This window comes from Eubacterium sp. BL-380-WT-2B, assembly GCF_009696115.1.
Classification (GTDB): Bacteria; Bacillota; Clostridia; order Eubacteriales; family Eubacteriaceae; genus Eubacterium; species Eubacterium callanderi.
Window position 1 is genome coordinate 138,911 of the sequence record NZ_VUMP01000008.1, and the last position, 13,671, is coordinate 152,581.

Here is a 13,671-nt window from a genome sequence, read left to right on the forward strand (position 1 = left end):
AAATACCAGGAGGGTAATATGGAAGTTTTTGAATTAAATACAAAAGTCATCAGTGGCGTTGACTGCCTTGAATATTTTAATCAGTACAAGAATCAGGGAATCTTCATTGTCTGCGATAAGTTTCTGGCAGAAAACCAGTCTGTAACCCGGATTTTAAAAGAAATAGACGATTCAAATAAAGTTGTACTGTTCACAGATGTGGTGCCAGACCCACCACTTGAAGAAGTTGCAGCCGGTATGAAGCGGCTCATGGCAAGCAGCTGTGATGTGATCGTCGCCTTCGGCGGCGGATCAGCCATCGATGCCGCTAAAGCGATCCTTTTCTTTACAGCCAGGCAAACGGGGAAGGTTTTTGAGTTTATTGCGATTCCAACCACAAGCGGTACCGGGTCAGACGCAACCGCCGCAACGGTTATCACTGATTTACAGGCAAAGGTCAAGCACCTTTTTGCAGATCCAATGATGCTGCCGGCTGTGGCACTTTTAAATCCGGATTTTACAAGAAGCGTCCCCAAGCCGATCGTGGCCAATACTGGTATTGACGTATTAACACATGCTCTGGAAGCTTATGTAGCCCAGGGAAGAGATAATTTTTCAGATTGTTTCGCTGAAAAGTCTGTTCAGATTATTACACAGTCGCTTCTGATCACATATAACGATCCAGACAATACTTACCACCGTAAACAGATGCAGGTAGCGTCAACCATGGCAGGTATGGCCTTCAATAAAGCGGGACTGGGCATTAATCATGGCATTGCACATAACCTGGGCGGTATGTTTCATATTCCGCATGGACTGGCCAATGCGATTTTACTGCCGCATGTGGTTACTTTTAACAGCCGCGATGAGGGATGTCTGAATCGTTACGCACAGCTCGCTAAGGTTACGGGTATCGCACCTTTTACAGACACGGCCAGAGTTGCTGTGGATAAGCTGATCGTGTACATCCGGGATATTATGGAAAAAATGGAAATGCCTACTTCTCTGATTGCATGGGGAATGGATAGAAATGAGTTTGAAGCTGGAAAACGTCAGCTTGCAGAGAATGCTCTGGTAGATACCTGCACTCAGACAACACCTCTCATGCCAACCGCTGATGAAGTACTGGAAATTCTTAATAATATATCTCAATAAGTTTAAAACAGCGAAAGCAGACTTTGCAGTTCTGTTTTCGCTGTTTTTTGTGTAAAAATAACGCTGAAAAGAGTGGAAATGTAATCCTTGCCAGAATATTGGAGCTGTGATATACTAAAAAAGATGAAATACCCTAACAGAGAAGGTTTAGCAGCCTGATTTGAAAGGAAGATGAAATCAAAAAACGCATGTTGTGCATGGGTTTCTTTTAGGTTGCATACTTCCTGCCCCGGCTGGAAGTTTTTTGATTTTTATGGGTATACATTCGAAATAACGTTTAAAGGAGTTTTGAAATGAAGAAAAAAAGATGGCTTGCGTTTGTCGGATGCCTTTTGGCAGTAGTTTTAATGAGTGCTGGCTGCTCAACGAAGCAGGTAGAGGAAGAACCAAAACCAGAGCCACAGACAGTTAAAATTGCTGCGTTGTCTGGCCCAACAGGAATGGGCATGGCCGAAATGATCGCCGAAGGTGTTGAACTGGGAGAGCAGGTAGAGCCTGAATGGACAATCGCCACAGCCCCCGACCAGGTGACAGCGGGAATCATCAATGGTGATTATCAGATCGCGGCAGTGCCAACCAATCTGGCGGCCACCCTGTATAATAAAACAGAGGGTAAAGTTATTTTGGGTGCTGTGAACACATTGGGAACTTTATCAATAGTAGCGGATAAAAGTGAGAATATTAATTCCATGGCGGATCTCAGAGGAAAGACGGTTTACGCTACCGGGCAGGGTTCTACACCGGAATATGTCTTAAACTATCTGTTAGATAAAAATGGCCTGACACCAGGGACTGACGTAACCATTGAATGGTTTGGGGAACACAGTGAAGCGGCCGCGAAGCTTGCGTCTGGAGAAGGCTCCATTGCCATGCTGCCGCAGCCTTTTGCCACAGCGACTCTTGCTAAGAATGAAAACTTGAAGTTGGCTGTCGACATGACGGATGCCTGGGAGAAAGCTACAGACGGAACAAAGCTGGAGATGGGCTGTGTAGTAGTAAACAAGGAATGGGCTGAAAAGAACCCAACGATTGTCAAAAAGTTCATGGAGGCATATAAAACCTCGGTTGAAACGGTCAATGTTGCTGATGAGCGCGCTGCCAATGATGTTGTGGAAGCAAAAATTATGGATAATCAGCAGATGGCTCAGAAAGCTATTCCAAATTGCAGTATTGTTTTTATTACACCGTCTGACGCCAAAGGAGACCTGCAGAAATACTTTGATGTTCTGGTTTCTTTTGAACCAAAATCGGTAGGAGGAAAGGTACCGGGTGAAGATTTCTACGGACTCACATATTAAAAAAATGCCGCCAGGAGTTTTAAAACTTCTGGCAATCCTTTTTTGGATTGGTATTTGGGAGCTTGGAGCCAGTATGGTGGGAAACAGCCTCGTTCTTCCATCGCCGTGGACAACCTTGACCGGTGTGGCTGGAGTCGTTGGTGAAGCCGGATTTTTTGAAGATCTTGGAATGACCTTAATCCGGGTTTTTGGCGGGATTGCTGTCTCTGTGGCGCTTGGGGCAGTGGTCGGAATGCTCAGCGGTCTTAACCGTGTTCTTTATGAACTGATGCTGCCGTTTGTCACAGTTGTGAGGACGCTGCCGGTAGTGTCGGTCAGTATTTTGATTAACCTTTGGATCAAGTCAGGCTGGGTACCGCTGATGGTCACCTTTCTTGTCTGTTTTCCCATTACCTGGACGAATGTGGTGGAGGGCATCCAAAATACCAGCAGAAACCTTCTGGAGATGGCGGCGCTGTACCATGTGCCCTTTAAGCGTGTATTAAAAGATATCTATCTGCCCACATTAAAGCCTTACTTCGCTTCTGCTTTAATGAATGTTATCGGAATGGGGTGGCGATCAACCGTAACCTCTGAGGTCTTAGCCAATGCCCTCCCGTCTGTGGGGATGAATTTATACTATGCTAAAGTATATCTGGAAACAGAGACGCTGTTCTCATGGACGCTGATTGTCGTAATATGCAGTTTTACCCTTGAAAAACTGACTGTTTGGTTTTTGAGAAAAATAAAGGCCGGTGACGATTATGGATATTAAAATAGAAAACCTGACAAAGGCTTATGGAAATGAAGTGATTTATCGTGATTTCAGTATAAAATTTCCAGAAAATAAGATCACCGGAATTATGGGGCCGTCGGGCAGCGGAAAAACCACGCTGCTGAACCTTCTGGCTGGCGTCACAGCTCCAGACAGCGGCATTATTGAAGGTGTAGAGGATGGGAAGGTTTCTTATATTTTTCAGGAGGACCGCCTTTTACCCTGGCGGACGGTTAAACAAAATCTGTGCTTTGTACTGGATAAAGAGCAGGAATCGACCGTGGCACCCATTCTTGAAATGGTGGGCTTGGCAGAGTATGCAGATTATTATCCAAAAGCTCTGAGCGGCGGAATGCGCCAGCGTGTTTCCATAGCCAGGGCTTTTTGTTATCCTTCGAGCCTGTTGTTGATGGATGAGCCCTTCAGCAGTCTGGACTATGAGCTTAAGGACCGTATGGCTGAAGATTTCAAACGCCTTTGGCGGCAAGATCCCAAAACAGTTATCTATGTAAGCCATAACCGGAATGAGCTTACAAAGATCTGCGATGCGATATATTTATTAAAAGAAAAACCTGTTAAGGTTGAGAAAATTACATAATATTAAAGGAAAAAGTGTTATAATCAAAAGAAAACAGCATTAACAGGAGGAACCTTATGGATTTTGGCGACTTTAATGTATATCACATTTTTACGATGGGCTTTGCCGGAGCTGAAGAATACCAGGAGCAGTGCGGACAAACAAAGCACCGCCTCTGGAAAATAGAGAATCTTCTGGAATACTTAAAAAAGCTGGGCATTAATACGATCTTGCTTGGGCCTCTGTTCAGTTCAGTATCGCATGGATACGACACAACAGACTATTATACGGTTGACAGGCGTCTGGGCACAAATGAAGATTTAGCGGCGCTTATGAACAAACTCCATGACAGTGGTTTTAAGGTGGTGCTGGACTGTGTTTTTAATCATGTAGGAAGGGATTTTTTTGCCTTTCAGGATATGAAACAGAACCGGGAAAACTCGCGTTATAAAGATTGGTTCCTCGGCGTTAATTTTTGGGGAAATAACAGCTTTAACGATGGCCTTAGCTATGAAAACTGGGCGGGGCATGACAATCTTGTCAAACTGAACCTTTATAATCCAGAGGTAAAGGATTATTTAAAAGAAGTCATGCGTTTTTGGATTGAAACATTTCATATAGACGGCGTCCGGATGGATGCTGCCAACGTTATGAACACTGAGTTTTTAAGAGAGCTTAGTGATTTTTCCAAAAATTTGAAGCAGGACTTCTGGTTTGTCGGTGAGAGTGTCCACGGCGATTATAATGTGCTGGTACAGGAGGGGCATCTTGATTCTGTAACCAATTATGAGGACTACAAAGGGTTGTATTCCAGCCTGAATACCAAAAACTACTTTGAGATTTCCTTTTCCCTGAACCGCCTTTTTGGCGAGTATGGCATTTACAAAAGCTTTTATACTTTCAATTTTGTGGACAACCATGATGTAGACCGGGTGGCCTCAACCCTGACCCGTGAAGCGTGGTTGTATCCGCTTTATCTGATGCTTTATACCATGCCGGGGATTCCTTCGATTTACTATGGCAGCGAACAGGGCGCCAAGGGTGTAAAAGGGAATGGGACAGACGCGCCGCTCAGACCAAATTATGAAAGCATGCATTTTGACGAGCACTGTGATTTATATCAGAAAATCTGCCGTATGGCTGCGGTTAGAAGGGCGTCGAGAGCCATCCGTTATGGCGATTATAAAGAATTATTTGTAAAATCGCAGCAAATGGGATTCATGAGGCGTTTTGAAAATGAACAGGTCTACGCCCTGTTTAACAGCGAGGAGAATTCTGTCAGAGTTGAGCACCATGACTTGAGAGGAAAGTTCAGGGATCTGTACAACGACGAAATTGTGGAGTGTGACGGCAGTGTTGAAATCCCTGGAGATTCCGGACGTGTGCTGGCAGCTGAGAGCTGCGGTCTTGTCGTCGAGGAAATAACAGAACAGCCAAGCAGCAGCCAAGCAGAAGAGCAGTCCGCTGGGGAGATCAAATCCCGAGAGGAGAAATGCGACCAGACTCTTGAAATTCCTATAGGGATGACCATGCAGGATATTATGTCTAAAGCAATAGAGGAGGCTGAAAGGGGCATCGAAGAAGGTGAGGTGCCTGTTGGGGCAGTGATCCTGCACAATGGAGAGATCATAGCAGCGGCCCACAACCAGAAAGAAACGCTGCAGGACCCAACGGCACATGCCGAGATGCTTGTTATTCGTGAGGCTTCAAAAAAACTTGGACGATGGCGTCTGGACGACTGTGAACTTTATGTGACAGCGGAACCGTGCCCCATGTGTATGGGGGCAGTTATTCAAAGCCGAATCAGGAAACTGGTTTACGGGACATGGGAAACGCGGTTTGGCGGTGTCGAGACAACGGCAGAGTTGGGAAAGCATCCAATGCTTTCAAATGCAACGGAAATTTATTCCGGTATCTGTGAGGAGAAATGCCAGGAACTGCTTGAACGTTTTTTTCAAAATAACCGTTAGATAAAACAATGGCACAGCGGAAAGAGGCATAGTAAAATAAAAGTCTTTTCGCTGTGCTTTTAAGATTTAAGCCTCTAAAGTGATAAAATAAAAATAATTCCATTGGGGGTAAGCGGTTTCAGGTTGTTAAAATTAAAACAAGCAAAAATAAGTGTTGACAAAGGTTTTAGAAACAGATATAATCTTTTCAACATCAAAAATATCTAACAGCTATGACCAAGAGAAAGATACCGTAGGTCTTTATTCCAGAGAGTTGGCGAATGGTGTGATGCCAACAATAAAGGGGTATGTAATACTCACTTGCGAGCTGCTGACCTGAAAGTTTACCAAACTAGTAGGGGAAGCCGTTATCCTGTAACAGGAGTGTCAGCGTTAAATGACTAGGGTTAAGAAAGACAGATGTCTGTTCCGACCTGAAGAGGAAATGGCCGTGAGGCTGTTTTAAAGAAGAGTGGTACCGTGGATATGTATATATTATCCGCCTCTTTTTATACAATGACAGAATTGTATACAAAGAGGCGGTTTTTTTATATAAAAAATTATTCTTAAGAGTTTTTTAGGAGGAACTAAAAAAATGGCAACATTATTTTATGACAAAGATTGTAATTTAGGTTTATTAGATGGTAAGAAAGTAGCTGTTATCGGTTATGGCAGCCAGGGACATGCTCACGCTTTAAATATGAAAGAATCCGGAGTGGATGTGCGCATCGGTTTATATGAAGGCAGCAAATCCTGGCCTAAGGCTGAAGCAGCGGGCCTTACAGTCAAAACTGTCGCCGAAGCGGTAAAAGAATCTGATGTCATCATGGTATTGCTTCCAGATGAAAAACAGGCTCAGATTTACGCAACCGAGATTGAACCAAATCTGGAAGACGGCAACTACCTGGCATTTGCTCACGGTTTTAACATCCATTTCAAACAGATTGTTCCACCGGCAGGCGTAAATGTATTTATGATCGCGCCAAAAGCTCCGGGTCATACTGTAAGAAGCCAGTTTGAAAAGGGTGAAGGTGTTCCAATGCTGATTGCCGTTGAGCAGGACCCATCTGGTAATACTCATGATATCGGATTGGCTTACGCAAAAGCTATCGGCGGTGCGAGATCCGGTATTCTTGAAACCAGCTTCCGCGAAGAAACAGAAACAGATTTATTTGGCGAACAGGCTGTTTTATGCGGCGGCGTTACAGCGTTGATGAAGGCAGGCTTTGAAGTATTGGTAGAAGCCGGCTACGAACCGGAAAGCGCATACTTTGAATGTATCAACGAAATGAAACTGATCGTTGACCTGATCTTCAAGGGTGGTTTCTCCATGATGCGTTATTCCATCTCTGATACTGCTGAATACGGCGACTATGTCACAGGCTCAAAGATCATTACCGAGGACACAAAAGAAGCCATGAGAGAAGTATTAAGAGACATTCAGGAAGGTACTTTTGCTAAAAACTGGTTACTTGAAAACAAATGCGGCAGACCATATTTTAATGCGAAGAGACGGATTGAGTCCGAACAGCAGCTTGAAAAAGTCGGTGCAGAATTGAGAAAGATGATGACCTGGGCTGACTGATTGTCCAGTTAACGCTTATTCACCAAGAAGGCAGAAGGTTATCCTTTTGCCTTCTTTCATAAAATAAACAAATTGCTAAAATCCCTTCGTAACGGAGAGTAGAAAGAGGAACAAGAATGTCCGAAAAAATAATTTTATTCGATTCTACCCTTAGGGATGGAGCCCAGGCAGAAGGAATATCCTTTTCTGTAGAGGATAAAATCCGGGTGCTGGAAACGCTGGACCGGGTAGGCATTGATATCATCGAAGCGGGCAACCCGGGATCAAATCCAAAGGATATCGAGTTTTTTGAACGCGTTAAGGATATTGAACTGAAGCATTCAAAGCTGTGCGCATTTGGCAGTACAAGAAGAAGCGGCATTGATGTGGAAGATGATGCAAACCTCCAGGCGATTATCCAGGCGGATACACCGGCGGTTGCTATTTTTGGAAAAGCGTGGCCTTTTCATATCACAGAGATTATTAAAACGACACTGGACGAAAATCTTGCGATGGTTGAGGATACGATGGCTTTTCTAAAAGCGAATGGAAAAGCTGTAACCTTTGACGCAGAACATTTCTTTGACGGCTACAAGATGGACCCGGCATATGCTGTTGAGGTTCTGAAAGCAGCTGAGCGCGGCGGAGCCGAATGCGTCGCCCTTTGTGATACCAACGGCGGTACTCTCCCCATGGAAATCATGGAGATTGTAAAGCATGTTGCCAGTGAAGTCGGCATTGCCGTCGGCATTCATTGCCATAATGACAGTGGTCTGGGCGTAGCAAATAGTATTATGGCAGTACAGGCCGGTGCAAGACAGGTGCAGGGAACCTTTTTAGGCTATGGAGAACGATGTGGAAACGCCAATCTTTCTTCGATTATTCCCAATCTTCAGCTAAAGCTGGGGTATGACTGCCTGAGCCCAGAGTCAATGGAAAAGCTGACCAGCTCGGCCATCCGTATCGCGGAAATTTCCAATTATGTTTTGTCCGGGCGAGAACCCTTTGTGGGTAAAAGCGCCTTTGCTCATAAGGGCGGCATGCATATTGACGCGGTATTAAAAGCGCCGACTTCCTTTGAGCATATTCCACCAGAGTCTGTAGGGAACCAGCGGCGGATTTTAATGTCAGAGGTTGCCGGGCGCAGTACCATTATCCAGCTGATCAATGAAATTGATCCAAGCCTGACAAAAAAATCAGAAGAAACCACGCGGGTGATGGACAAAATTAAAGAGCTCGAGTATCAGGGCTATCAATTTGAAGGTGCTGAGAGCAGTATCAAGCTTTTGATTCGCAAAGAACTTGGAAAATACCGGCCGTTTTTTCAGATTGAAGATTTTAAAACCATCGGTGAAAAGCCTGTTGAAGGCCGGGCACTCAGCGCTTCTGCCGTTGTAAAGGTCAATGTTGAGGGACAGTCTGAAATCAACGCTGCTGAAGGTGACGGCCCTGTAAATGCTTTGGATAAAGCGCTCAGAAAAGCTCTGGAGGTCTTTTATCCCAAAATTAAGGAGGTTCGCCTCACAGACTTTAAGGTCCGCGTGATTGATAAAGGCGCGACAGCCTCGAAAGTCCGTGTTTTAATCGAAAGCACAGATGGCGAGGATATCTGGACAAACGTCGGCGTTTCCACTGACGTTATTGAAGCCAGCCTTATCGCGTTAATCGATTCGATTGAGTACAAGCTTCTCAACGATATGGAAAGAAAATTGAAAGAGTTTAAATTTATATAAATTAAGAAGGAGAGTGATCATTTTGGGTATGACAATGACTCAGAAAATATTGGCGGCACATGCTGGTCTGGAATCCGTAAAACCGGGTGATTTGATCATGGCAGACCTGGACCTGGTGTTGGGGAATGATATTACCTCACCGGTAGCCATCAATGTTTTTAAAAATATTAATAAGGAAACCGTTTTTGACAAAGACAAGGTTGCGCTGGTCCCAGACCATTTTGCGCCGAACAAGGATATTAAGGCTGCGGAGCAGTGCAAACAGGTGCGCTGTTTTGCCTGTGAGCAGGATGTCACCAACTATTTTGAAATCGGCGAAATGGGTGTAGAGCATGCTCTGCTGCCGGAAAAGGGGCTGGTTGTTGCCGGCGATGTCGTGATTGGGGCAGATTCTCACACCTGTACCTATGGTGCGCTTGGGGCTTTCTCAACCGGTGTGGGTTCTACCGACATGGCGGTTGGTATGGCAACCGGTAAAGCCTGGTTTAAGGTGCCGTCTGCCATTAAATTCAATCTGACTGGCGCTTTCAAAGAAGGTGTTTCAGGAAAAGACCTGATTCTTCACATTATCGGAATGATTGGTGTGGATGGTGCGCTTTATAAATCAATGGAATTTGCCGGAGAGGGTGTGTCAAGCCTGACGATGGATGATCGCTTCACCATTGCAAATATGGCCATTGAAGCTGGCGGTAAAAATGGTATCTTCCCTGTCGACGATAAGACCATCGAATATATGAAGGAACATTCCACCAAGGAATACAAGGCCTTTGAAGCAGACGCCGACGCCGAGTATGACGCTGTGTACGATATTAATCTGGCAGATATCAAGTCTACGGTGGCATTCCCGCACTTGCCTGAAAACACTAAAACCGTTGATGAAATTACTGAACCGGTTAAGATTGACCAGGTTGTTATCGGCTCATGCACCAATGGACGTTTCTCAGACTTTAAAAAGGCCGCAGATCTGATGCGCGGTAAGCATGTTGCCAAAGGAATCCGTGTTTTGATTATTCCAGCAACTCAGCAGATTTACCTGGATTGTATGGAAGCGGGATATTTAAAAGACTTTATTGAAGCGGGCGCAACGGTGAGCACACCGACCTGCGGGCCATGCCTGGGCGGACATATGGGGATTCTGGCAGCGGGAGAACGCTGTGTTTCCACAACAAACCGTAACTTTGTCGGACGCATGGGCCATGTGGACTCGGAAGTCTATCTGGCGAGCCCCGAGGTTGCGGCGGCATCTGCTATCCTGGGCCGTATTGCCGGACCAGAAGAATTATAAAAAGGAGGAACGCATCATGAAAGCAAAAGGAAAAGTATTTAGATATGGCAACAATGTTGATACAGACGTTATTATTCCCGCAAGATACCTGAACACCAGCGATCCTCTGGAATTAGCGGAGCATTGTATGGAGGATATTGATAAGGATTTTATAAAACGCGTGGAGGACGGCGATATCATCGTCGCTGATGATAATTTTGGCTGCGGCTCTTCAAGAGAGCATGCGCCCATTGCCATCAAAGCCTCAGGCGTCTCCTGTGTAATCGCCAATAGCTTTGCGCGTATTTTTTATCGCAATTCCATCAATATCGGGCTGCCGATTCTGGAATGTCCGGAAGCGGTGGCAGCGATTGAAGCAGGCGACGAAGTAGAAGTGGATTTCGACTCTGGCGTTATCACTGACGTGACCAAGGGACAGAGCTTCCAGGGACAGGCATTCCCTGAATTTATGCAGAAGCTGATCGCAGCAGGCGGCCTGGTAAATTACGTCAACGAGAATCTCATTTAGCTTCATTATATACAGGCTGGATTTCCAGCCTGTGCTTTGAAAAAAATTGAGTAGGTTACAGAGGAGAAAAATCAATGAATTATAAAATAGCAGTTATTAAAGGGGACGGAATCGGTCCTGAAATCGTAGAAGCCAGCATGAAAGTGCTGGATAAAATTGGTGAAAAGTACAATCATACCTTTGACTATACAGAAGTTCTGGCAGGGGGCGCAGCTATTGATGCCTGCGACACACCGCTTCCGCAGAAAACGGTGGATATCTGTAAAGCCAGTGACGCTGTATTGTTAGGTGCCCTCGGCGGTCCAAAGTGGGATAACCTGCCAGGGGACAAGCGACCAGAGGCCGGCCTCTTAGGCATTCGCAAGGCTCTTGGCCTGTTCGCGAACCTGAGACCAGCCATGCTTTTTGAAGAACTGAGAGACGCTTCGCCGTTAAAATCTGAGATTATTGGCGATGGCCTGGACGTTTTAGTCGTCCGTGAGCTGACTGGCGATGTATATTTTGGAGAAAAGAAAAAAGACGGCGATTTCGGCGCCTCTGACTTAATGAATTACACACGGCCAGAGGTAGAAAGAATTGCCCGGGTAGCCTTTGACAGCGCGAAAAAGCGCGGCGGAAAAGTAACCAGTGTCGACAAGGCAAATGTCCTTGAAACCTCACGCTTCTGGCGTTCAGTGGTTCTTGAAATTGCCAAGGAATATCCAGATGTCGAGCTGGATCACCTGTATGTCGATAATGCGGCCATGCAGCTTGTCATTAATCCGCACCAGTTTGATGTTATTTTGACAGGAAATCTTTTCGGCGACATTTTATCCGATGAGGCCAGCATGCTTACTGGGTCGATTGGGATGCTGCCCTCGGCCAGCCTGGGTGAAGGCAAGTTTGGCATGTATGAACCGATCCATGGCTCAGCGCCAGATATCGCTGGGCAGGATAAGGCCAACCCGATTGCCACAGTGCTGTCTGTTGCAATGATGCTGCGCTATTCCTTAGGCCTTTCGGACGAGGCAGATAATATTGAGGAGGCAGTGAAAAAGACACTTGCCCAGGGTTACCGCACTGGCGATATTGCCGGTGACAATAGCAATGTTGTCGGCTGTGTCGAAATGGGTGAGAGAATTATTTCTAATTTATAATAATAAGGAGAAAAATTATGCGTAGTGATTCCGTAAAATCAGGAATGCAGAATGTGCCGAAACGGGCGCTTCTGAGAGCGCTTGGCCTGACTGAAGAAGAAATGACAAGACCCTTGATTGGTGTTGTTAACTCTTATAATGAAGTCGTTCCGGGGCATATGAATCTCGATAAAATTACAGAAGCCGTAAAAGCCGGCGTTCGTCTGGCTGGCGGCGTTCCCCTGGAATTTCCAGCAATCGCTGTCTGTGATGGAATAGCAATGGGCCATCAGGGAATGAAATATTCTCTGGTTACCCGAGATCTGATTGCCGACTCTACCGAAGCCATGGCAATGGCCCACGCCTTTGACGCTATGGTAATGATTCCGAACTGCGATAAAAATGTTCCCGGACTTTTAATGGCGGCAGCCCGCCTTAATCTGCCTGCTATTTTCGTCAGCGGCGGCCCAATGCTGGCCGGACGGGTAGGTGATCTGAGAACAAGCTTTTCCAGTATGTCAGAAGCGGTAGGCTCTTATACTGCTGGGAAAATGTCTCAGGAAACACTGGAAGAATATGAATGTAACACCTGCCCGACCTGTGGCTCTTGCTCGGGGATGTATACTGCTAACAGCATGAACTGCCTGACTGAGGTTTTGGGGATGGGTCTGCGGGGTAACGGCACAATCCCGGCCGTTTATTCCGAACGTCTGCGTCTGGCAAAACGCGCGGGTATGCAGATCATGGAACTGCTCGAAAAGGATATTCGTCCAAAGGATATTATGACAGCGGATGCTTTCAGAAACGCATTGACAATGGATATGGCACTGGGCTGCAGCACGAATTCGATGCTGCACCTGCCGGCGATTGCCCATGAATGTGGTGTGGATCTGAATCTGGAAATTGCCAACGAGCTCAGCGAGAAAACACCGAATCTGTGTCATTTGGCGCCTGCGGGCCATACCTATGTGGAAGACCTGAACGCCGCTGGTGGGATTTATGCGGTTATGAGTGAAATCAACAAGCTTGGTCTGTTAAAAACAGATTTAATCACGGTCACAGGAAAAACAGTGGGCGAAAATATCGAAGGGGTTCGTAATCTGAATCCTGAGGTTATTCGCCCTGTCGAAAATCCTTACAGCAAAACCGGTGGTATTGCGGTTCTGAAAGGAAGTCTGGCACCAGATACCTGTGTGGTTAAGCAGTCCGCGGTCGTACCGGAAATGCTCAAGCATGAAGGCCCTGCCAGAGTGTTTGAGAGCGAGGAAGCAGCACAGGAGGCCATTAATAATGATCAGATTAACGCTGGCGATGTAGTGGTTATCCGCTATGAAGGACCAAAAGGCGGCCCGGGCATGCGCGAAATGCTGAATCCAACTTCTGCCATCATGGGAAGAGGGCTTGGCAGCTCTGTTGCGTTGATTACAGATGGCCGTTTCAGCGGCGCCACCAGAGGCGCCTGTGTCGGTCATGTTTCACCAGAAGCGGCGGCCGGCGGCCCAATCGCTTTTGTAGAGGAAGGCGATATCATTTCCATTGATATTCCTAACCGCAGCATTGAGCTGAAGGTCAGTGAGGAAGAACTGGCTAAACGCAGGGAGGGCTGGACGCCAAAAGAACCGGAAATTAAAACGGGTTACCTGGCCCGTTATGCAAAGCTTGTGTCTTCTGCAAATAAGGGAGCTATTTTAGAATAGTCAAGGCTAGCGGCTCTTATAAAATATCGTACTGCCAGATATTATTTTAGGCAGTAC

11 protein-coding genes are annotated in these 13,671 nt (G+C 46.1%); all 11 read left to right on the top strand.

Annotated features, from left to right (window positions below; all coding sequences use genetic code 11):
- Positions 1 to 18: 18 nt before the first annotated feature.
- The 11 genes from FYJ53_RS16710 (at position 19) to ilvD (ending at position 13,614) form a co-directional block, all read left to right on the top strand.
- Positions 19 to 1,134, top strand: coding sequence for a 1-propanol dehydrogenase PduQ (locus tag FYJ53_RS16710; RefSeq protein WP_195840264.1), 1,116 nt, complete (start codon positions 19 to 21; stop codon positions 1,132 to 1,134).
- A 293-nt stretch (positions 1,135 to 1,427) separates the two neighbouring features.
- Complete coding sequence (locus FYJ53_RS16715) at positions 1,428 to 2,432, top strand: ABC transporter substrate-binding protein (RefSeq protein ID WP_013381046.1); 1,005 nt, start codon at positions 1,428 to 1,430, stop codon at positions 2,430 to 2,432.
- A 73-nt stretch (positions 2,433 to 2,505) separates the two neighbouring features.
- Positions 2,506 to 3,186 carry an ABC transporter permease gene (locus tag FYJ53_RS16720; protein WP_243144003.1) on the top strand — a complete coding sequence of 227 codons (681 nt, stop codon included), beginning with the start codon at positions 2,506 to 2,508 and terminating at the stop codon, positions 3,184 to 3,186.
- The gene (locus FYJ53_RS16725) at positions 3,176 to 3,784 is read left to right on the top strand and encodes an ABC transporter ATP-binding protein (RefSeq protein ID WP_090414380.1); all 609 of its coding nucleotides are present in this window, start codon (positions 3,176 to 3,178) and stop codon (positions 3,782 to 3,784) included. The genes FYJ53_RS16720 and FYJ53_RS16725 overlap by 11 nt, the downstream gene beginning before the upstream one ends.
- Before the next feature lie 56 nt (positions 3,785 to 3,840).
- Complete coding sequence (locus tag FYJ53_RS16730) at positions 3,841 to 5,733, top strand: alpha-amylase family glycosyl hydrolase (RefSeq protein ID WP_013381043.1); 1,893 nt, start codon at positions 3,841 to 3,843, stop codon at positions 5,731 to 5,733.
- Between the two features lie 574 nt (positions 5,734 to 6,307).
- A complete protein-coding gene (ilvC, locus tag FYJ53_RS16735) occupies positions 6,308 to 7,297 on the top strand; it encodes a ketol-acid reductoisomerase (protein WP_038351264.1) in 990 nt (329 codons plus the stop codon).
- A gap of 116 nt (positions 7,298 to 7,413) precedes the next feature.
- Positions 7,414 to 9,009, top strand: coding sequence for a citramalate synthase (gene cimA, locus FYJ53_RS16740; protein WP_148429201.1), 1,596 nt, complete (start codon positions 7,414 to 7,416; stop codon positions 9,007 to 9,009).
- Between the two features lie 22 nt (positions 9,010 to 9,031).
- Positions 9,032 to 10,294, top strand: a complete 1,263-nt coding sequence (gene leuC / locus FYJ53_RS16745; protein WP_013381038.1) for a 3-isopropylmalate dehydratase large subunit — start codon at positions 9,032 to 9,034, stop codon at positions 10,292 to 10,294.
- Between the two features lie 16 nt (positions 10,295 to 10,310).
- A complete protein-coding gene (gene leuD / locus FYJ53_RS16750) occupies positions 10,311 to 10,802 on the top strand; it encodes a 3-isopropylmalate dehydratase small subunit (RefSeq protein ID WP_013381037.1) in 492 nt (163 codons plus the stop codon).
- A 74-nt stretch (positions 10,803 to 10,876) separates the two neighbouring features.
- Positions 10,877 to 11,938 (top strand): 3-isopropylmalate dehydrogenase, encoded by a 1,062-nt coding sequence (gene leuB, locus FYJ53_RS16755; protein ID WP_148429199.1) that lies wholly within the window; start codon positions 10,877 to 10,879, stop codon positions 11,936 to 11,938.
- A gap of 17 nt (positions 11,939 to 11,955) precedes the next feature.
- Positions 11,956 to 13,614 carry a dihydroxy-acid dehydratase gene (gene ilvD, locus FYJ53_RS16760; RefSeq protein ID WP_148429197.1) on the top strand — a complete coding sequence of 553 codons (1,659 nt, stop codon included), beginning with the start codon at positions 11,956 to 11,958 and terminating at the stop codon, positions 13,612 to 13,614.
- The last annotated feature ends 57 nt before the right edge of the window (positions 13,615 to 13,671 follow it).

Coding starts and splice junctions, on each gene's coding strand:
- FYJ53_RS16710 (WP_195840264.1), top strand. CDS start 19: ATGGAAGTTTTTGAATTAAATACAAAAGTCATCAGTGGCGTTGACTGC.
- FYJ53_RS16715 (WP_013381046.1), top strand. CDS start 1,428: ATGAAGAAAAAAAGATGGCTTGCGTTTGTCGGATGCCTTTTGGCAGTA.
- FYJ53_RS16720 (WP_243144003.1), top strand. CDS start 2,506: ATGGTGGGAAACAGCCTCGTTCTTCCATCGCCGTGGACAACCTTGACC.
- FYJ53_RS16725 (WP_090414380.1), top strand. CDS start 3,176: ATGGATATTAAAATAGAAAACCTGACAAAGGCTTATGGAAATGAAGTG.
- FYJ53_RS16730 (WP_013381043.1), top strand. CDS start 3,841: ATGGATTTTGGCGACTTTAATGTATATCACATTTTTACGATGGGCTTT.
- ilvC (WP_038351264.1), top strand. CDS start 6,308: ATGGCAACATTATTTTATGACAAAGATTGTAATTTAGGTTTATTAGAT.
- cimA (WP_148429201.1), top strand. CDS start 7,414: ATGTCCGAAAAAATAATTTTATTCGATTCTACCCTTAGGGATGGAGCC.
- leuD (WP_013381037.1), top strand. CDS start 10,311: ATGAAAGCAAAAGGAAAAGTATTTAGATATGGCAACAATGTTGATACA.
- leuB (WP_148429199.1), top strand. CDS start 10,877: ATGAATTATAAAATAGCAGTTATTAAAGGGGACGGAATCGGTCCTGAA.
- ilvD (WP_148429197.1), top strand. CDS start 11,956: ATGCGTAGTGATTCCGTAAAATCAGGAATGCAGAATGTGCCGAAACGG.